Source organism: Pseudomonas sp. CNPSo 3701, assembly GCF_028674975.1.
GTDB classification, from domain to species: Bacteria; Pseudomonadota; Gammaproteobacteria; order Pseudomonadales; family Pseudomonadaceae; genus Aquipseudomonas; species Aquipseudomonas straminea.
The window spans coordinates 273,078-291,537 of the sequence record NZ_JAQZSI010000002.1; the positions used below are offsets into that span (position 1 = coordinate 273,078).

Below are 18,460 nucleotides of genomic sequence, written 5' to 3' on the forward strand. Positions count from 1 at the left end.
GGCGGCTCAGTTCAGCGGCCGCCAGCCGCGGCCATCGCGGATCTGCAACGGCGCACCTGGCTGATTATCCAGGCGCAGCAGGTGCAACCAACCGTTCTCCACCAGTTCCCGCACCACCTGATGATTGGCGATGACCTGATCGATCATCGCGCATGGTGCGGCGATCACCACGCTCAGGCGCAGCGGGCGGTGCATCCAGCGCTGACCGTCGTGCAGCGATTGCCGCGCCAGGCCGATGCGCAGGTCGCCGCCGTTGCCCTCGAACACGCCGATATGACCACCCACCACGTTGTGCAGCACCTTGTTGCCACTGCCGAAACGCCCGTTGTCGGTGGTCGAGGTCAGGTACTGCAGGTTGATCCAGTGCGCCACCACCATGGGCGCGGTCATGATCTGCTCCAGCACCTTGCCGTCTTCGTCCAGGCGCCAGCTGTAGTCGTGCAGAAAGGCACGGCCCTGCAGATTGAGCCCACGGCTGCGCGAACGTGGCGCGGCGATAAAGGCCGCGTTGCCGGCCAGGCCCCATTCCGGGCGGGTCTGGGACCAGTCGTTGGCGCGCCGGAGCAGCGCCTTCAGCAGCCGCCTGGGATTATCGGCCAGATGCTCCAGGCCCAGACTCGGCGCACGCTCCTGACGTACCCGCCGCGCCGCGCCATCCAGTGCCTCGCGCAGGCGCTGCCAGCTTGGCGCAAGTGCAGGCGGCAGAGCCTCAGTATCGAACACCTCTACCTCGTCTGTGGTGGTGTTGTGCAGCCCGGCCAGCACGCGGCACTCGGTAGGCAGCACGATGCCTTGCCCAATCAACCCTTTGCGCACTTGTGGGTCGTTGAGCAGATCGGCCAGCACCCGGGCGTTGATCTCGCCGCTCTGCCCGCAACAGGCACCGCAGTCCAGGCCGGCAGCCTGGGGGTTGTTGGCGCTCTGGCTGCCATGGCCGAGCAGCAGGATCAGTGGCGGGAAGTTCTGCGTCAGGCCCATGGCCCGCAGAATACGCGCGGCCATCTCGACCCGCTGCGAGGCCGAGTCAAGTGCCAGCACCGGACGCAAGCGCTGCCACTCGGCAGGTTTCCAGGCCACCCGCTCGGCCGAATGGCCGGCGCCCAGCAGGCCACAGGTGCGCCCCAGCAGGCTGGCGGCATAACCCAAACCAAGCGACTCGACCAGGCTGAAGCCGGAAGCCGGCAAGCGCTCGAACAGCCGCCAACGCCCCTGGCGCGTCAGCCGCCTCTGGCGGCGTGCGGCCAGCTCGGCGTCATGGCGGGTATCGCCGCTGCTGTCGCCGACCATCAACTGTGGGGCCAGCAAGCCTGGCAATTGCGGCCGCGAGGCACAGGTACCCAGCGGTGTGTAGGCGATGGGCAGGCCGAAGAAACCGGCGAAGCCGCCGGTCTCGACCTCTGGGCAAACCGTTTCCAGCGCGCGGCGCAGCGGCTCGGAGCGCACATCGATGCAGAAGTACAGCTTGGCCAGTGGCACACCTGGTGACGGTTGCGGTTGCTGATTACACAACAGCAGCTGCAACCGCTCCTGCCAGGCCAGCTCCTCGGCACGGTGCCACAGCTGCAGCGCCTGCCAGCTTGATGAGGGCTGCTGCGCGCGGGCGGCCTGCCAGGCACGGCGCCAGTTGTCCCAGCGGCTGCCCGCCTCGCGCCGGCGGTCATCCACCAGCCATTCCCAGGCGGCACGAATGGCCAACAGGTCGAACAGCGTCGCATCGTCGCCACCGCCCTGCCGAGCCTGCCAGCTCCGGTAGGCGCACCAAGATGCCCATCCCAGGTTGCGCAGCAACAGGCAATCGAACCACTCCTCCAGCTCATCGGCGCCGAGGCCCAAACGCTGAACCGCCAGCTCCAGGGCCACTTCGGCCTGCGGCGGCAGCTCGGCGATGCGCGCGCTCAGTTCGGGGCAGGCGCTGAGTACGCTCAGCCCGCGATCATCCTGCATGGCCTGGCGCCAGGCCTGGTACAGGCCGCCCTGACGATTCACATGCCAGTCGGCCTGGCTTTCATCGAACCAGGCGGCGCAACACTGGCCGATCTGCTGGGTGATCAGGGTCGGCCAGCCCGGTAGCGCGATATCGGCGTCGACCATGTCCTCCAGCAGCGGCAAGCCACGGGACTTTTCATCGGCGCCTTGCATGGCCTGCAGCAGATGCTGCGACGTCCAGCCAAGGGAGTTCTCCGCCAGCGCCTGCTGCAGGTGACGCTCACCAATCGCACCGCTGGTCCAGGCCTGGCGATAGTCCTCGGCGTTCAGGGTCAGCCGGCTGCCGGCGCGGCGCCAGAGTTGCTCGGCCACCTCGGCCCAGCTCTGCTGGCGGCGCTCCCACAACGGGTTGACGGCGATCAGGCGATCCGGCGGCCAGGTCGGTGCGATGCGCTCGCAGGCCCTCGCGGCGGCGGCATGCAGGGTGTCGCGGTCGAGCACGAAGAAGTATTCGATGGCATTCATGGGCGCTCTCCGATAACGGTCAAGGTGGCTTGCTGCGGGCGTTGCGGCAGCGGCCGTACCGGCCACAGGCGGAAGGTCAGGCGGGTGAAGTGTTCATCGAGAAAGAAGCCGGCGAAGGCCGCCGGATACAGGCGCCGCGCCAACGCATCTTGCGGCCGCGCGACGATCCACGCCTGCAGCAGGTAGAGCGCGAGGAACAGGCCCAGAGCGAGCACGCTCAGGGCCAGCGGAGCGTCAGGCAGCGGCTCGTGGCTGGCGAGAATCCAGCTCGCGGCCAGGTGCCAGAGCAGATACAGACTCAGCAGCGCCGCCAGCGTGGCAGCGGCGTAGAACGGCTGGCCGCGGCGCAGGCACCAGGGCGCCAGCCCCACGGCGAGAATGGCCAGTGCCTCCAGCGGCAGCGGCTGAGCCGGCACGAAATGGCGCCACAGTTGGTCGAGCAGAACCACGGCCAGCGCCGCCAGCAACAGCGCCAGCAGCAAGGCCGCGAGATTCGGTGCCGGGCGCGCCGGCTGCAGGGCGTGGTGACGCACCTGTAGCACCGTTTCGCCGGAGGCCAGGAAGGCATGGGCCTTGTACAACGAGTGCGCCAGCAGGTGCACCAGCGCTAGCTCGTATAGGCTAAGGCCGATTTCGAGCAGCATGAAGCCCATCTGCGCGCAGGTCGACCAGGCCAGGCGTACCTTGATGCTGATGCGGGTCATCATCACCAACGCGGCGAGCACCGCGGTCAGCCCACCAATCACCACCAGCAGCGTCTGCGCGACCGGCGCGGCAGACAGCAACGGCGCGAAACGCAGCAGCACGAAACCACCGAGATTGACCAGCCCGGCATGCAGCAGCGCGGAGACCGGCGTCGGCGCTTCCATCACCTGAATCAACCAGCCGTGCACCGGCAGCTGCGCCGACTTGAGTATCACCGCCAGCACCAGCAGCACCGCCGCCAGGTGCAGATCCCAACCCAGAGCGCTGCCCTGCTGCAGGCGCAGCGTCACCTGCTCGGTAATCAACGCCAGCTCGCTGCTACCGGCCGCGCGTACCAGGAGCACACTGGCTACCAGTAGGCAGACATCGGCCAGGCGACTGGCGATGAATTTCTTGTGCGCCACCACCAGGGCCATGGGCCGGTCGGGGTAGAAGGTCAGCAGTTGGTGCAGGCACAGGCTGGAAACGATCCAGGCGGCCACCAGGGCGTACAGGTCGCGGCTGGTGACCACCAGCGCCACCGCCGCCAGGGTGCCGAGCAAAGCTAGCAAATATCGGCGCTGGCCCGACTCGCCCTGCAGGTAGCGCGCGGAGAACTCGACGATCACCAGCGCCAGCAGGCTGACCAGGCTGGCCATGGCCAGCCCCAGGCGGTCAGCGGGTTGGTCGTCCAGACCAGCCTGTAGCAGCGCCGCCAGCACCAGCGCCACACCAGCTATAGCCGCCAGGCGACCCGCGCACCACAGGCTTTTGGTCAGGCGCGCAGGCCACAGGGCGACAGGCACCAGCGCCAGGGCGTACAGCCACGGCAGCCAGTTGGCTAAATAAGAGAGTGTGGGGTACATGAGCGATCTCCAGAGCTAGATAATGGCGGTAGTCTCCGGGAGCGCTTTACTTAATTAAAATAGATTGATAAGAACCAAACATTCGCTTTTAGAAAACATCGTATGCGTCGCCTGAATTTTCATCACCTGCACTACTTCTGGGCCGTGGCCAAGGAAGGCAACCTGACCCGCGCCGCCCAGACCCTGCACGTGGCGCAGTCGGCGCTGTCGACGCAGATCCGCGCACTCGAGGAGCAGCTCGGCCACGCCCTGTTCATTCGCTCCGGGCGCAACCTGCTGCTGACCGAGGCCGGCCAACTGGTGCTGGATTACGCCGACAGCATCTTCGCCTTGGGCAGCGAGCTGCAGATGACGCTGCAGGGTGCCTTGCAGGCCAATCAGCAACTGCGCATCGGCGCGGTGGCAACGCTGTCGCGTAACTTTCAGGAGAACCTGCTGCGTCCCTTCCTGGGCCGTGGCAAGCTGCGCATCGTGCTGGAGTCCGGCGGTCTGAACGACCTGCTGGAGCGGCTGGCGCTGCACAAACTGGACGTGGTGCTGACCAACCAGGCGGTGAGCAGCGACGCTCAGCGTTCCTGGCGCTGTCGCCTGCTGGATCGGCAGAGCGTTTGCCTGGTCGGCCCGCCGCGCGCTGATGGCTTCGACTTGCAGCGCGATCTGCAGCAGGCCCGGCTGATCGTACCGGGGCGCAGCAGCGACATCCGCAGTCAGTTCGATTTGTTCTGCGACAGTCACAGCCTGCGCCCCGACATCTGCGCGGAAGTCGACGACATGGCCATGCTGCGCCTGTTGGCCCGCGACTCCGGCGACATGGCCCTGCTGCCGGCGGTGGTGGTGCAGGACGAGCTGCAGGCCGGCGTGCTGCAGCTGTATGCCGAGATTCCCGAGATCGCCGAGCAGTTCTTCGCCGTTACCCTGCAGCGGCATTTCAACCTCAGCATTCTCGAAGAGCTGCTGGCTTGAACGCGGCTGCCTTACATGTATAGACAAAATCGGTCTGTTCAGCCGGTCGCCAAAGGCTGCACCGCGCCCGCCAAGCTGGCAGGATGAACGCCAACGCTACGCAAGGAGACGAAGCATGACATTTGGCCCTCTGGTAACAACCGACTGGCTGGCGCGCGAAAGTAATACCGCGGACTTGGTGCTGTTCGACGCCAGTACCTACCTGCCCAACGAAGGAAAAAATGGCCGCGAAGAATTCCTCAAGGCGCATATTCCCGGTGCCCGCTTCTTCGATATCGACGCCTTTTCCGACCCCGACACCCCGCTTCCCCACACCCTGCCCTCCCAGGGCCGCTTTGCGCGGCTGGCCGGCGCCGAAGGCGTGGGCAACGACACCCGCGTGGTGGTGTACGACCAAAAGGGGCTGTTCTCCGCCGCGCGCGCCTGGTGGCTGTTTCGCTACTTCGGCCACCAGAACGTCGCAGTGCTCGATGGCGGCTTGCCCAAGTGGCTGGTCGAACAGCGCGCCACCGAAACCGGCGAGCCGGCGGCTGCCCAGCCGCGAAGCTTCCAGGTCAATGTGCACGCCCGCAAGGTACGCGGCCTGGGTGACGTGCTTGAGGCCATCGAGCGTGAAGACACGCTGATTCTCGACGCCCGCGCCGCCAACCGCTTCGACGGCAGCACCGCCGAAGCACGCCCAGGTGTCGCCTCCGGGCATATTCCGGGCAGCCAGAATCTGCCGTATAGCCGCCTGTTGCGTAGTGACCACACCCTGCAGCCCGCGGAGACCCTGCGCACCCTGTTCAGCGCAGCAGGGGTCGATGGCAAGAAGCCGGTGATCACCAGCTGCGGCAGCGGCGTTACCGCGGCAGTGCTGCTGCTCGGCATGGAAGTGGCCGGTCTGCCGGAGGGTGCGCTGTACGACGGTTCCTGGACCGAGTGGGGCAGTCGCACCGACACACCAAAGGCCACCGGCGTGGTCTAACGCGTTAACGCCGCCTTTCTTGGTAGGCGCTAACGCCGCTTGGGATTGACTACCTGTGCCCCGCTTTCCATTTGACTGGAATACGCAAATAGCTCACGCCGTTTGCCTCGGCTTCGACGAAATGCCCGGCGCGGATGTTGACCTGGATCGAGGGCAGCAGCAGCTTCGGTACTGAGAGGCGAGCGTCGCGCTGCTCGCGCAGCGCAACGAACTCGTCCTCGCTCACGCCGTCATGGACATGCACGCTCGACCGGCGCTGCTCGCCCACCGTCGTCTGCCAACGATAGTCATCGCGGCCCGGGGCCTTGTAGTCGTGGCACAAGAAAAGGCGCGTCGAGTCAGGCAGCGCCAGCAGGCGACGAATCGAGCGATAGAGCGTACGCGCACTCCCGCCGGGGAAGTCGGCACGGGCGGTGCCGTAGTCAGGCATGAACAGCGTGTCGCCGACGAAGGCTGTATCGCCAATGCGATAGGCAACATCGGCAGGCGTATGGCCCGGAACATGGAGCACCTCCACCTGCAGGGCGCCGATAGCGAAGCGATCGCCATCTTCGAATAGTCTGTCGAAGTCCGAACCATCGGTCTTGAGATCGTCCATCGCGAACACGGGCCGGAAAATTTTCTGCACGTCACGAATATGTGCACCGATACCGATCCAGGCACCGGTATGCGCGGCGATGAATGGAGCCGCCGACAGGTGGTCGGCGTGCGCGTGTGTTTCCAGCACCATCGCAATCCGCCAGTCATGGTCGCTGGCGAAGGTAACGATCCGCTCGGCCGAGCGAGTGTCCGCGACGCCACTGGCCATATCGAAGTCGAGCACTGGATCGATCACCGCTGCTGTCCGCGTCGCGGGATCACCGACAAGGTAGCTGATCGTGTTGGTCGGCTCGTCGAAAAACGCCTCGATGAAGGGTTGGCTCATGATTTCCTCCGCTAGCGCTTGCGAATATATTTTAGACAATGCTAAATAAGCAATATCTAATTTAGAGGTGAGCGATGCTCAAAGCACCTATGGATCTGGCGACTTTCGAGACGAAAGCCGAACAGGTGGCCGGTACGCTGAAGGCGATCGGCAATACACGACGACTGATGCTGCTTTGCAAGTTGGTTGAGCATGGCGAGATGACGGTCGGCGACCTGGCCCGCGATATCGGTCTGTCGCAATCGGCCTGTTCCCAGCACCTTGCCAAGATGCGCGACGAAGGTCTCGTGACTTACCGGCGTGAGAGACAGACGATCTGGTACGCCATCGCAGACGCCCGTATAGAAACCTTGCTCGCCACCCTCTATCAGCTGTACTGCAAGGATTGATGCCATGACACTCAAGACCCTTTCCCCTGCTGAAACACAAGCGGCTATCGACGCCGGTGCCCGGCTGATCGACATTCGCAGCGCTGACGAACATGCGCGCGAGCATATTCCAGGCCCAATCAACGTACCGCTCGAGCGGCTCAATGATCTACCCCATGACGGCGGCGCGATCATCTTCCATTGCAAGTCGGGGATGCGTACCGCCGCCAATAAAACCCAGCTCGGCGCAGCGGCAGGCGATGTACCCGTCTATATCCTCGACGGCGGCATCGATGCGTGGCGGCAGGCTGGACAGCCGACGGTGACCGACCGCTCGCAGCCGCTGGAAATCATGCGCCAGGTTCAGATCACTGCCGGTGCGCTGGTGCTGACCGGCGTTCTGCTGGGTCTGGTGGTCACACCCGCCTTCTTCGGCCTATCGGCGTTTGTCGGTGCCGGACTGATGTTTGCGGGTGTGACAGGCTGGTGCGGGATGGCCAACCTGTTGCGCGTCATGCCATGGAATCGACGCGCAGCGGCCTGACAGGATCATGGCCAGCGTGACAAACCCTGTCAGCCCGATAGGCCATGTAAGCGCCAGAGCGGTCATCGGCGCATTATCTGTGGGGAACGGGCCATGCCCGCGAAAATCCCGGGAATGGAGTAGGCGCTCCGGCCCGCTCCCATCGGCAAACCAATAACGTCTGCTCTAGCCTTGTATTCGAACGCATGCATAGAAAGATGCGAACAGGCGCTTATAGCGCATGGGACTGATACAGCTCCGTCAGCGCCTCACCGCGCAACTGCGCCAGCTGTGGCGAGCGACGATCTCGGGGACGCGGTAACGGCACCGCTAGCTCACGCTGCAAACGGCTAGGAGCGCCACCGAGAATCAGCACGCGATCGCTCAGGTAGAACGCCTCGTCCAGGTCATGGGTGACCAGCAGCACGGCAATCCCGTAGCGGGCAGCCAGCTCGGCCACCAGGTCCTGCAGCTTCATCCGCGTGAAGGCATCCACCGCGCTGAACGGCTCATCGAGCAGCAGCACCTGGGGTTTTCCGTACAGCGCTCGGGCAATCGCCACACGCTGCGCCTGGCCGCCGGACAACTGCTTGGGCAAGGCGTCACCGCGCCCCTGCAGGCCGACGTCACGCAGCAGCTGTTGCACCCACTTGTCCTCGGCGATCCAGCCGTCGGCAAAACCGACATTGTGCGCCACGCTCAACCAGGGCATCAGCCGCGGCTCCTGGAACACCACGCCGATGCCGTTGCCGCGCCCGCGCGGCAGGTGCGCGCCGAGCTGCAAATCGCCCTGGTATTCGCGGTCCAGCCCAGCGGCGATTCGCAGCAAGGTGCTCTTGCCGCAGCCGCTGGGGCCGAGCAGGCTGACCACCTCGCCGGTAGCGAGGCTCAGGCTGACGTCTTCGAGCACCCGCACATCGGCGAAGGCCTTATGAATGTTCTGTAATTGCAGAAGCGCATTCATGCTCCACCCTCCCCACCCTGATAGCTGTCGCGCCAGCGCAGGGCACGGTTTTCCCAGGCCTTGAGCAGGCTGTCGCTGAGTTTGCCGAGCAGCGCCAACAACAGAATGGCGGCGATCACCAGATCCGGTCGCGAGGTTTCCCGACCATCGCTGAGCAGGTAACCGAGGCCGCGGGTGGCGGCGATCAGTTCGGCGGCGACCAGGAACATCCAGCTCAGGCTCAGCGAGCCACGCAGGCCCGTGAACAGGCTTGGCAGTGCGGCCGGCAGGAGAATGCGGCGTACCAGCGTCAGTGGCGGCAGGCCATAAAGCTGCCCCACTTCCACCAACTTGCGGTCGATATTGCGGATACCGGCCAGCAGCGCCAGGTACACCGGAAAGAAGGCCCCCAGGGCGATCAGCACGATCTTCGGCGTTTCATCGATGCCCAGCCAGAGCAGCAACAAGGGTACCCAGGCCAGACTGGGAATCGCCCGCAGCGCCTGGAACGTCGGCTCCAGATACGCCTCGGCGCGCCGGCTCAGCCCGACCCAGGTGCCGATGACGATGGCCAGCGCCGCACCGATCACGAAGCCAGCCCCGACCCGCAGCAGGCTGGCACTCAGATGCCGCCACAGCTCACCGCTCTGCGCCAGCAGGTACAGCGTTTGCGCCACTTGGCTGGGCGCCGGCATCTGGTGGCTAGGCAACAGGCCCGTGCGCACCAGGGTTTCCAGCAGCGCCAGCAACAGCAGCGGCACCACCCAGCCACGCAGGTCGTTGAGTCTGAGCCGCCAGATGGGCAGACCGCGGCTGATGGCGAAGCTCAGGGCTTTCATGGTTACTGTCCTGCCTTGGCTACGGACTGACCGATCGCCTTGGCCGCCAGCTGCGGCGTGATCAGCTGATCGACCACCTGAGCAACGTCGGTGCCCGGGCGTACCAGGCCCTCTTCAAGCAGGATCGGAGCCGCCGCCTTCAGCGCATTGATATGTTCGGCGCCGGGCTGCGAGTTGCTGAAGTCGGTACGCGACAGCTGCAGCTTGGCCACTTCCAGTGGCAGCTTGGCTTCATCGGCGAGCAGCTGGGCCAATGCATCCGGGTTGGCAATGGCCCACTGGCGCGCCTGCTCGTAGGCCGCGATGACCTGTTCGATCAGCGCCGGCTGCTGCTTGGCGAAGGTTTCGGTCACGCTGAGCACGCTGTAGCTGTTGAAGTCGCGGTTGCGATACAGCAGGCGCGAGCCGGCCTGCAACTCGCTCGACGCCATCAGCGGGTCGAGCCCGGCCCAGGCCTGTACGTCGCCCCGTTCCAGGGCCACACGACCATCGGGGTGCTGCAGGTGGACGATCTCCACGTCGTTCTTGTTCAGCCCGGCTTTCTGCAGGCTCTGCAACAGGAACAGGAAGGGATCGGTGCCCTTGGTAGCTGCCACCTTCTTGCCCTTGAGGTCAGCCACGGTCTGGATCGGAGAATCCTTGGGTACCACCAGCGCCGTCCATTCCGGGCGGCTGGCCACGTAGACGGTCTTGATCGGCGCGCCATTGGCGCGGCTCAGCACCGCGGCCAGGCCGGCAGTAGAAGCGAAATCGGTGCTGCCACCGTTGAGGTATTCCAGCGAGCGGTTGCTGCCCTGGCTGAATACCCATTTGACGCTGATACCCTGGGGCTCGAGCGCCTTTTCCAGCAAGCGTTGCTGCTTGAGCACCAGGCTGGTGGGGGCGTAGTAGGCGTAATCGAGGCGTACTTCCTTGGGCGGAGCAGCCTGCACAGCAGTCGGCAGCCAGACGGCAAACAGGGCGGCAAGCCCGACACGCAAAGTGGTTTTGTTCATGATTCTGTTCCTTATAGATGACACTGGCGAGCCACTGCCGGCCGCCAGGCCAATGGCGATAACGGACGATCAGAGCAGCGTCAGGGTGTAACTCAGAATCAGGCGATTCTCGTCGGCATCGGTAGCGACGTTGCCGCGCTGGGTCGCGTTGCGCCAGGACACGCCCAGCCCCTTGAGCGGCCCGTCGAGCAGGGTGTAATCCAGGCGCAGATCACGCTCCCACTCCTTGAGGTCGCCATTGGCGGAGTCGACGTTGTCGCCCTTCAGGTAGGCGACGCTGGCCTTCAGGCCCGGCACGCCGAGCTTGGCGAAGTCATAGGCGTACTCGGCGACCCAAGTACGCTCGCCGGCGCTGGCGAATCTGCCGAGCTGGCGGTCGGTGATCAGGTAGGACGACGAGCCGCCGCCCTGGTTGAGGAAGGGGAAAGCACTGTCGCCTTCGACCTGCTGATAGCCAAGGCCGGCGGAATGGCTGCCCAGGGTGTAGGTGAACAAGGCGCTCCAGGTCTGGTTGTCGACCTCGCCGGTGGTCACGCCGTTACCGTAATAGCCGGTACTGGTATAGCCCTGAGCGCGACCAGCCGCGTTGCCATTCTTGCCGTCGGAATTGCTGTCGAAATAGCGCAGGTCACTCTTAAGCGAGCCCGGTCCGATGGCCCAGTTATGCACCAGCCCGAGGAAATGCTGTTTGTAGAAGTCTTCCAGGTTGCCGTAGTAGTACTGCAGCGTCAGGTCCTTGGTAGCCTTCCAGTCGCCGCCAGCGAAATAGAACTTGTTGGTGTCGGCATCGCCCGAGGCGCCAGCGATACGCAAGGCGATGTCGTCGGTGGAGCTGCGGGTCTTGGTGCTTTCCAGCTGTCCCGCAGTGAGCGTCAGGCCATCGATTTCACTGGAGGTAATCTGCCCGCCCTGGAAGATTTGCGGCAACAGACGACCATCGTTGAAGGTCACCACCGGCAGCTTGGGCTGCAGCGTGCCGATACGCGCCTCGGTCTTGGACAGCCGCAGTTTGGCGGTTACGCCGGCCTTGCTGTAGTCGTCCACCGCGCTGCCGTCGCTATCGAGCGGAAATAGCTGGCCCGGGGTGCGATCACGCCCGGCCTTGCCCGCCTTGCCGCCGGAATCGAGTTTCACGCCGAGCAGGCCAATGGCGTCGAGGCCAAAGCCGACGGTGCCCTGGGTGAATCCTGAGGCGTAGTTGAAAATGAAACCCTGCCCCCACTCCTGCGCCTCGCCATTGTTGTTGGCGGTGTTCTTGGTGTTGAGGTCGTAATAGAAATTGCGCAGGCCGATGCTGGCCTTGCTGTCTTCGATGAAGCCAGCAGCGCTCGCTTCGGTGGCCAGAGCGGCAAGGGCGACGGCCAATGCCAGGGTGGACTTGTTCATGCTCGATGCTCCAGTGCAGGGTGTGCTGTTATGAACGGGCACGGCGCAGGAGCTCGACATCACCGACACGAAGACGTTGGCAGAGAGCCCCTGGTTCGGGCCCGATGCGGTGGTCCGCTGTCGGCTGGTGGTTAATTTACGAGAGCCTTGATAATCCCTAAAAAGAATTATTTTTCACTTTGTAGTAACTATTTTGCATAATAAGAAAAGCAGATTCGTCGACCTAAGCTAATATCTAAAAATTATTTATTAATCATTTTTTATATCGATTAGCTTCTCGACACCGGACCACCGGACTTCAATCGCTCATTCATGAAGTACGTGTGATCGTCCCCGTATGGCCGCCACGCGTTTTTGTCGAGGCCCTGCCATGTCATTGCCGCATTCCCTGCACCGCCCCATCACTGCCGTGTTACTGATCCTTGGCTTGGCCGCTGCGCCACTTGCCAATGCCGGCGAACAGCTGCGCATCGGCTACCAGAAATCATCGACCCTGATCAGCCTGCTGAAGAGCCAGGGCACTCTGGAAAAAGCGCTGGCCGATCAGGACGTCACCATCAGCTGGCACGAGTTTCCCAGCGGTCAGCCGCTGCTGGAATCGCTCAATGTGGGCAATATCGACCTGTCCGCGGATGTCGCCGATACCGTACCGGTGTTCGCCCAGGCAGCCGGCGCCGACCTCGCCTACTTTGCCCAGGAGGCGCCCTCGCCTCACGCCCAGGCCATCGTGGTGCGCGAGGATTCTCCGATCAAAAGCCTGGCGGACCTCAAGGGCAAGAAGGTCGCCGTCACCAAAGCGGCCGGCGTGCACTACCTGCTGATCGCCGCGCTCGCCAAGGCAGGCCTGAAATTCAGCGACATCGAGCCGGCCTACCTGACGCCCGCCGACGGTCGCGCCGCTTTCGAGAATCGCAAGGTCGATGCCTGGGTGACCTGGGAGCCCTTTCTCAGTGGCGCCCAGCAGCAACTGCCCACGCGCATCCTCGCGGATGGCGAAGGTCTGGCCGACTACCAGCGCTATTACCTGACCAGCGCCAGCTTCGCCAGAAATCACCCGCAGGTGCTGCAGATCGTCTTCGCCGAGCTGGTGAAAACCGGCGACTGGCTGCGCGCCAACCCGCGCCAGGGCGCCGAGGTGCTCAGCCCGCTGTGGGGCAATCTGGATCCCGCCATCGTCGAGAAGGCCAACGCCAAACGCAGCTACCAGGTGCGCCTGGTCAAGCCTGACAGCCTTGCCGAGCAACAGAAGATCGCCGATGCCTTCCTCGCGGCCGGGCTGTTGCCCAAGGCCGTGGACGCCCGCCAGGTGAACATCTGGAGCCCGGCACCATGAGCAGCCAAGCCCTCGCCTACCCCAGCAAGCCGGAAGAACCACTGTTCGCCGCCCATCTGTTCCCGGCGGATTTCGGCAGCCGCAGCGCCACCGTCGAACGCCTGGCCCGGCAGTTGGCCGCCAGCGCCGTGGAGCGTGACCGCGCCGGCGGCAGTGCACAGGCCGAACGTGAACTGCTGCGCAGCAGCGGACTGCTGACCCTCGCCGTGCCGCAACAGTACGGCGGCCAGGGCGTGGCCTGGCCGGAGATCTACCGCATCGTGCGCTACCTCGCCGCCGCCGACAGCTCGCTCGCCCATCTTTTCGCCTTCCAGCATCTGCAGGTGGCGACCATCCAGCTGTTCGCCAGCCCCGAGCAGCAACGCCACTGGCTGACCCGCACCGTGCAGGAAAACTGGTTCTGGGGCAATGCCACCAATGGCCGTGACGTCGGGCTGCATCTTACCCAGCGCGAGGAGCATTTCGAGCTAAACGGCAGCAAGTCGTTCTGCTCCGGTGCCCTGGGCGCCGATGCACTGGTGATCGGCGTACAGCGCAGCAAGAAGCCCGATGACCGGGTGTTCATCGTGTTGCCCAGCCAGCGCGAAGGCCTGGCGGTGAATCAGGACTGGGACGGCTTCGGCCAGCGCCAGACCGACAGCGGCACCGTGCAGTTCGAGCAGGTATTCGTGGACAGCAGCGAATTGCTCGGTCCCGTCGGCCCCAGCCCACGCACTACCTTGCGCTCGTGCCTGTCGCAGCTGATCCTCACCCAGCTCTACCTGGGCAACGCCCAGGGCGCGCTGGACGCTGCGCTGCGCTACACCCGCGAGCAGAGCCGCCCCTGGCCGGCCTCCGGTGTGGCCCAGGCCAGTGATGACCCGTTCATCCAGCAACGCTACGGCGAGCTGTGGCTGCGTTATCGCGCCGCGCTGCCGTTGGCCGAACAGGCCGCACAACGCTTGCAGAGCGCCTGGGAAACGTCCGCACTCACCGCCGCCGAACGCGCCGAGGTCGCCCTGGCGATCAGCGAGGCGAAGGTGGTGGCAGTACGCGCAGCGCTGGATATCACCAGCCAGATCTTCGAGAACATGGGCGCCCGCGCCACCAGCTCGCGCTACGGCTTCGATCGCTTCTGGCGCAACGTGCGGGTGCACAGCCTGCACGACCCCATCGACTACAAGGTGCGCGACCTCGGTCACTGGCTGCTCAGCGGCCAGGGCCCGCAGCCCTCGCTGTACAGCTGATCGCGCTCGTTACACACGCCGTTCGCCACCGGACCACCGGAGCCTCGATTCCCTGCCGCAGCGCGCCCACCCCCGCGCTGCTGCAGTATATCCACACGATGAGGTGCACATGACACGTCCGATTACCCTTGAGGACAGCACATCCGACCAGGACGTCGCCCCGCCGCTACACCCCGCCGCCATTCTGGCCAGCGATGCCGATGCGCTGGAGGCCGCCCACGCCCTGGCCAATGCAGCCGAAGCAGGCGCCATCCAGCGTGACCGGGAGCGGCGCTTGCCGTGGGAGCTGGTGGAGCGTTTCACCGCCAGCGGCCTCGGCAGCATCGCGGTGCCGCGCGCTTTTGGTGGCCCGCAGCTGTCATACGTGACCATCGCCGAGGTGTTCCGCATCATCAGCGCCGTCGACCCTGCGCTGGGGCAAATTCCGCAAAACCACTTCGGCCTGCTCGGCCTGCTGCACGCCGCTGCCAATCCAGAGCAACAGCAACGCCTGTTCGCCAGCGTGCTGGCCGGCTGGCGCATCGGCAACGGCGGCCCCGAGCGCGGCAGCAAGCACATCCTGGATCTGCGCGCACGCCTGACTCAGCGGGATGGTCGCTGGCGGCTCAGTGGCGAGAAGTTCTACTCCACCGGCGCCCTGTTCGCCCACTGGGTCACCGCCAAGGCGCTGGATGATCAGGGCCGCCCGTGGTTGGCCTTCATCCAACGCGGCCGACCGGGCCTGCGCATCGTCAACGACTGGTCCGGTTTTGGTCAGCGCACCACCGCCAGCGGCACCTTGCTGCTCAATGAGGTGGAGGTCTATGAGAACGACCTCGTGCCGCTGTGGCCTTTGGCCGACAAGCCAAGCATTCAGGGCGCGTTTTCCCAGCTGATTCAGGCGGCCATCGATCTCGGCATTGCCGATGGCGCGGTACGTGACGCCATTGCCTTCGTGCGCGAGAAATCCCGGCCGTGGATCGACGCCAAGGTCGAACGCGCCGGTGACGACCCATACGTGATCGCCGACGTCGGGCGCCTGCATATCGAACTGCATGCCGCCGAAGCGCTGCTGCACAAGGCCGGGCGGGTGCTCGATGAAGTGGCCGCCGCGCCCATCGACGCCGACGGCGCGGCGCGGGCCTCGATTGCGGTAGCCGAAGCCAAGGCGCTGAGCACCGAGCTCAGCCTGCAGGCCAGTGAAAAGCTGCTGGAGCTGGCTGGCAGCCGCGCCACCCTGGCCGAGTTCGGCCTTGACCGCCATTGGCGCAATGCCCGCACCCACACCCTGCACGATCCGGTGCGCTGGAAATACCACGCCATCGGCGCCTGGCACCTCAACGGCACCCGCCCCAACCGCCATTCCTGGATCTGAGCCCATGAACGCCCATACCCAACCTGGCGTGCCGCTGCTGCGCGACGACGCCCAAGCCCTTGCCGTCGCCGAACGCCTGGCTGAAAGTTTCTCCGCCGGCGCCGCCGAACGTGACCGCGAGCGGCAATTGCCCCACGCCGAACTGGCGCAGTTCTCTCACTCCGGCCTGTGGGGCATCAGCGTGCCCATTGCCTTTGGCGGGCCGGGCCTGGCCAGCGTCACCGTCGCCAGGGTCATCGCCCGCATCGCCCAGGCCGATGGCTCGCTCGGGCAGATTCCGCAAAACCATTTCTACGCCCTGGAGGTGCTACGGGTAAACGGCAGCCAGGCGCAGCAGCGCCGTCTGTATGCCGAGGTGCTGGCCGGCCAGCGCTTCGGCAATGCCCTGGCCGAGTTGGGCACCAAGACCGCGCTGGATCGCACCACCCGCCTGACCCGTACCGCCGACGGCTACCGTATCGACGGGCGCAAGTTCTACTGCACCGGCGCGCTGTTCGCCCAGCGCATTCCGACCCTGGCCATCGACGAAGACGGCGTCGGCTTTCTCGCCTTCGTGCCGCGTGACGCCAGCGGCCTGCAGGTGATCGACGACTGGAGCGGCTTTGGCCAGCGCACCACCGGCAGTGGCAGCGTGGTGTTCGACGGCGTGGCGGTGGACGCCGAGGACGTGCTGCCATTCCAGAGTGCCTTCGAGCGCCCGACCACGGTCGGCCCCTTCGCCCAGTTGCTGCACGCCGCCATCGACACCGGCATCGCCCGTGGCGCCTACGAGGACCTGCTGCAGTTCGTGCGACACAAGTCGCGGCCGTGGATCGACGCCGGCATCGAAAAGGCCAGTGACGACCCACTGACCCAGCAGGAAATCGGCAAGCTGCGCGTGCGCCTGGCCGCTACCGAAGCGCTGCTGGAGCGCGCTGGCGAATTCGTAGACCGCGCCCAGGCCGCGCCAGATGCGGACAGCGTGGCCGCCGCATCGATTGCCGTAGCCGAGGCTCGGGCCATCAGCACGGAAACCTCGCTGCTGCTCGGCAGCAAGCTGCTGGAACTGGCCGGCAGCCGCGCCACCCTGGCCGAACACGGCCTCGACCGCCACTGGCGCAACGCCCGCACCCACACCCTGCACGGCCCGGTGCGCTGGAAGTACCACGCCATCGGCGACTTCTACCTCAACGATCGCCTGCCGCCGCGCCGGGGGACCATCTGATGGGCAAGCAGATTCTTCTCAACGCCTTCAACATGAACTGCGTCGGGCACATCCATCACGGCCTGTGGACGCACCCCGACGATCAGTCGGTGAACTTCAACCAGCTGAGCTACTGGACCGATCTGGCCCAATTACTCGAGCGCGGGCTGTTCGACGGTCTGTTTATCGCCGACATCCTAGGCGTTTACGACGTGTACCAGAACGGCATCGACCTGCCACTGCAGGAAGCCATCCAGCTGCCGGTCAACGACCCGCTGCTGCTGGTCTCCGCCATGGCCGGCGTCACCCAGCACCTGGGCTTCGGGGTTACCGCCAACCTCAGCTACGAGGCGCCGTACACCTTCGCCCGCAGGCTCTCCACCCTCGATCACCTGAGCAATGGCCGCATCGGCTGGAACATCGTCACCGGTTACTTGGAAAGCGCGGCCAAGGCCATGGGCCTGAGCCAGCAGGTCGAGCACGACCGCCGCTACGACCAGGCAGACGAATATCTGGAAGTGCTCTACAAGCTGCTCGAAGGCAGCTGGCAGGACGACGCCGTGCTCGCCGACCGCGAGCGCCGCATCTACGCCCAGCCCGGCAAGGTGCACAAGGTGCGCCACCACGGCGAGTTCTATCAGGTCGAGGGTTACCACCTCAGCCAGCCGTCGCCACAGCGTACGCCGCTGCTGTTCCAGGCCGGTTCGTCAGCACGCGGCTCGCGCTTCGCCGGCCAGCACGCCGAATGCGTGTTCATTGGCGGTAATGGCTTCGATGCGGTGCGCGCCCAGGTCGAGCAGGTGCGCGCCAGCGCCGTGACGGCCGGGCGCAAGGGCGACGCGATCAAGGTGTTCATGGGTATCGCTGTGATCGTCGCGCCCACCGAAGCCGAGGCCCGTGACAAGCACGCCGGGTACCTGCGCTACGCCAGCCCGGAAGCCGGCATCGCCCACTTCTCCAGCTCCACCGGTATCGACCTGGCGGCCTTCGGCCTCGACGAACCGATCCTGGAGCGCAAGACCAACGCCATCGAATCGGTGGTCAAGACCTTCACCGGCTGGACCAAGCGTCGCCTGCTCGAACAGCACGCCCTGGGCGGACGCTATCCGGTGCTGATCGGCTCGCCAGGCCAGGTGGCCGATCAGCTGATCGAGTGGATCGACGCCACCGGCCTGGACGGCTTCAACCTCACGCGAATCGTCACTCCGCAAAGCTACGCCGACTTCATCGACCTGGTGATTCCCGAGCTGCAACAGCGCGGCCGCTACAAGACCGCCTACGCAGACGGCGCCCTGCGCCACAAGCTGTTCGGCCAGGGCCCAAGGCTGCCGGCCGATCACCCGGCTGCCGCCTGGCGCGACCCTGCCCGCCTGCAACACGCCAATGCCTTCCCCCACGAACTGCGAAACCTCAGCGCCCACGCGCTGAACCTGCTCTGACCCCACAAGGACGCC

16 protein-coding genes are annotated in these 18,460 nt (G+C 65.2%); 9 read left to right on the forward strand and 7 right to left on the reverse strand.

Features of this window, described 5'->3' with window-relative positions; genetic code table 11:
* Positions 1 to 6: 6 nt before the first annotated feature.
* Both PVA39_RS08090 and PVA39_RS08095 read right to left on the reverse strand, forming a co-directional pair.
* The gene (locus PVA39_RS08090; RefSeq protein ID WP_274123634.1) at positions 7 to 2,451 is read right to left on the reverse strand and encodes a YbcC family protein; all 2,445 of its coding nucleotides are present in this window, start codon (positions 2,449 to 2,451) and stop codon (positions 7 to 9) included.
* Entirely contained in the window at positions 2,448 to 4,001 is a 1,554-nt protein-coding gene (locus PVA39_RS08095) for an NADH-quinone oxidoreductase subunit L (RefSeq protein ID WP_274123635.1), read from the reverse strand. Before PVA39_RS08095 ends, PVA39_RS08090 begins: the two co-directional genes overlap by 4 nt.
* A 102-nt stretch (positions 4,002 to 4,103) precedes the next feature.
* On the opposite strand from PVA39_RS08095, the gene PVA39_RS08100 reads away from it, so the two are divergent.
* Both PVA39_RS08100 and sseA read left to right on the forward strand, forming a co-directional pair.
* A complete protein-coding gene (locus PVA39_RS08100) occupies positions 4,104 to 4,964 on the forward strand; it encodes a LysR family transcriptional regulator (RefSeq protein ID WP_274123636.1) in 861 nt (286 codons plus the stop codon).
* Between the two features lie 115 nt (positions 4,965 to 5,079).
* The gene (gene sseA, locus PVA39_RS08105) at positions 5,080 to 5,931 is read left to right on the forward strand and encodes a 3-mercaptopyruvate sulfurtransferase (protein ID WP_274123637.1); all 852 of its coding nucleotides are present in this window, start codon (positions 5,080 to 5,082) and stop codon (positions 5,929 to 5,931) included.
* Between the two features lie 49 nt (positions 5,932 to 5,980).
* Here sseA and PVA39_RS08110 read toward each other — a convergent pair whose 3' ends face one another.
* Entirely contained in the window at positions 5,981 to 6,856 is an 876-nt protein-coding gene (locus PVA39_RS08110; RefSeq protein ID WP_274123638.1) for an MBL fold metallo-hydrolase, read from the reverse strand.
* Between the two features lie 74 nt (positions 6,857 to 6,930).
* On the opposite strand from PVA39_RS08110, the gene PVA39_RS08115 reads away from it, so the two are divergent.
* Together PVA39_RS08115 and PVA39_RS08120 are read left to right on the forward strand one after the other, a co-directional pair.
* The gene (locus tag PVA39_RS08115) at positions 6,931 to 7,245 is read left to right on the forward strand and encodes an ArsR/SmtB family transcription factor (RefSeq protein ID WP_274123639.1); all 315 of its coding nucleotides are present in this window, start codon (positions 6,931 to 6,933) and stop codon (positions 7,243 to 7,245) included.
* Positions 7,246 to 7,249: 4 nt separating this feature from the next.
* Complete coding sequence (locus PVA39_RS08120; protein ID WP_274123640.1) at positions 7,250 to 7,768, forward strand: rhodanese family protein; 519 nt, start codon at positions 7,250 to 7,252, stop codon at positions 7,766 to 7,768.
* A 211-nt stretch (positions 7,769 to 7,979) separates the two neighbouring features.
* On the opposite strand, the gene PVA39_RS08125 is transcribed toward PVA39_RS08120, so the two are convergent.
* The 4 genes from PVA39_RS08125 to PVA39_RS08140 all read right to left on the reverse strand — a co-directional run bounded on the left by PVA39_RS08125 (position 7,980) and on the right by PVA39_RS08140 (position 11,910).
* Complete coding sequence (locus PVA39_RS08125; RefSeq protein ID WP_274123641.1) at positions 7,980 to 8,711, reverse strand: ABC transporter ATP-binding protein; 732 nt, start codon at positions 8,709 to 8,711, stop codon at positions 7,980 to 7,982.
* Positions 8,708 to 9,529 carry an ABC transporter permease gene (locus PVA39_RS08130; RefSeq protein WP_274123642.1) on the reverse strand — a complete coding sequence of 274 codons (822 nt, stop codon included), beginning with the start codon at positions 9,527 to 9,529 and terminating at the stop codon, positions 8,708 to 8,710. The genes PVA39_RS08125 and PVA39_RS08130 overlap by 4 nt, the downstream gene beginning before the upstream one ends.
* 2 nt (positions 9,530 to 9,531) lie before the next feature.
* Positions 9,532 to 10,524, reverse strand: coding sequence for an aliphatic sulfonate ABC transporter substrate-binding protein (locus PVA39_RS08135; RefSeq protein ID WP_274123643.1), 993 nt, complete (start codon positions 10,522 to 10,524; stop codon positions 9,532 to 9,534).
* Between the two features lie 69 nt (positions 10,525 to 10,593).
* Positions 10,594 to 11,910 carry an OprD family porin gene (locus PVA39_RS08140; protein WP_274123644.1) on the reverse strand — a complete coding sequence of 439 codons (1,317 nt, stop codon included), beginning with the start codon at positions 11,908 to 11,910 and terminating at the stop codon, positions 10,594 to 10,596.
* A gap of 370 nt (positions 11,911 to 12,280) precedes the next feature.
* Between PVA39_RS08140 and PVA39_RS08145 the strand changes: the two genes are divergently transcribed.
* The 5 genes from PVA39_RS08145 (at position 12,281) to PVA39_RS08165 (ending at position 18,445) form a co-directional block, all read left to right on the forward strand.
* Positions 12,281 to 13,243 (forward strand): aliphatic sulfonate ABC transporter substrate-binding protein, encoded by a 963-nt coding sequence (locus PVA39_RS08145; RefSeq protein ID WP_274123645.1) that lies wholly within the window; start codon positions 12,281 to 12,283, stop codon positions 13,241 to 13,243.
* Positions 13,240 to 14,469 carry an acyl-CoA dehydrogenase family protein gene (locus tag PVA39_RS08150; RefSeq protein ID WP_274123646.1) on the forward strand — a complete coding sequence of 410 codons (1,230 nt, stop codon included), beginning with the start codon at positions 13,240 to 13,242 and terminating at the stop codon, positions 14,467 to 14,469. Before PVA39_RS08145 ends, PVA39_RS08150 begins: the two co-directional genes overlap by 4 nt.
* A 109-nt stretch (positions 14,470 to 14,578) precedes the next feature.
* A complete protein-coding gene (locus PVA39_RS08155; RefSeq protein WP_274123647.1) occupies positions 14,579 to 15,823 on the forward strand; it encodes an SfnB family sulfur acquisition oxidoreductase in 1,245 nt (414 codons plus the stop codon).
* Between the two features lie 4 nt (positions 15,824 to 15,827).
* Positions 15,828 to 17,027 (forward strand): SfnB family sulfur acquisition oxidoreductase, encoded by a 1,200-nt coding sequence (locus PVA39_RS08160; protein WP_274123648.1) that lies wholly within the window; start codon positions 15,828 to 15,830, stop codon positions 17,025 to 17,027.
* Entirely contained in the window at positions 17,027 to 18,445 is a 1,419-nt protein-coding gene (locus PVA39_RS08165; RefSeq protein WP_274123649.1) for an LLM class flavin-dependent oxidoreductase, read from the forward strand. Before PVA39_RS08160 ends, PVA39_RS08165 begins: the two co-directional genes overlap by 1 nt.
* Positions 18,446 to 18,460: the final 15 nt, after the last annotated feature.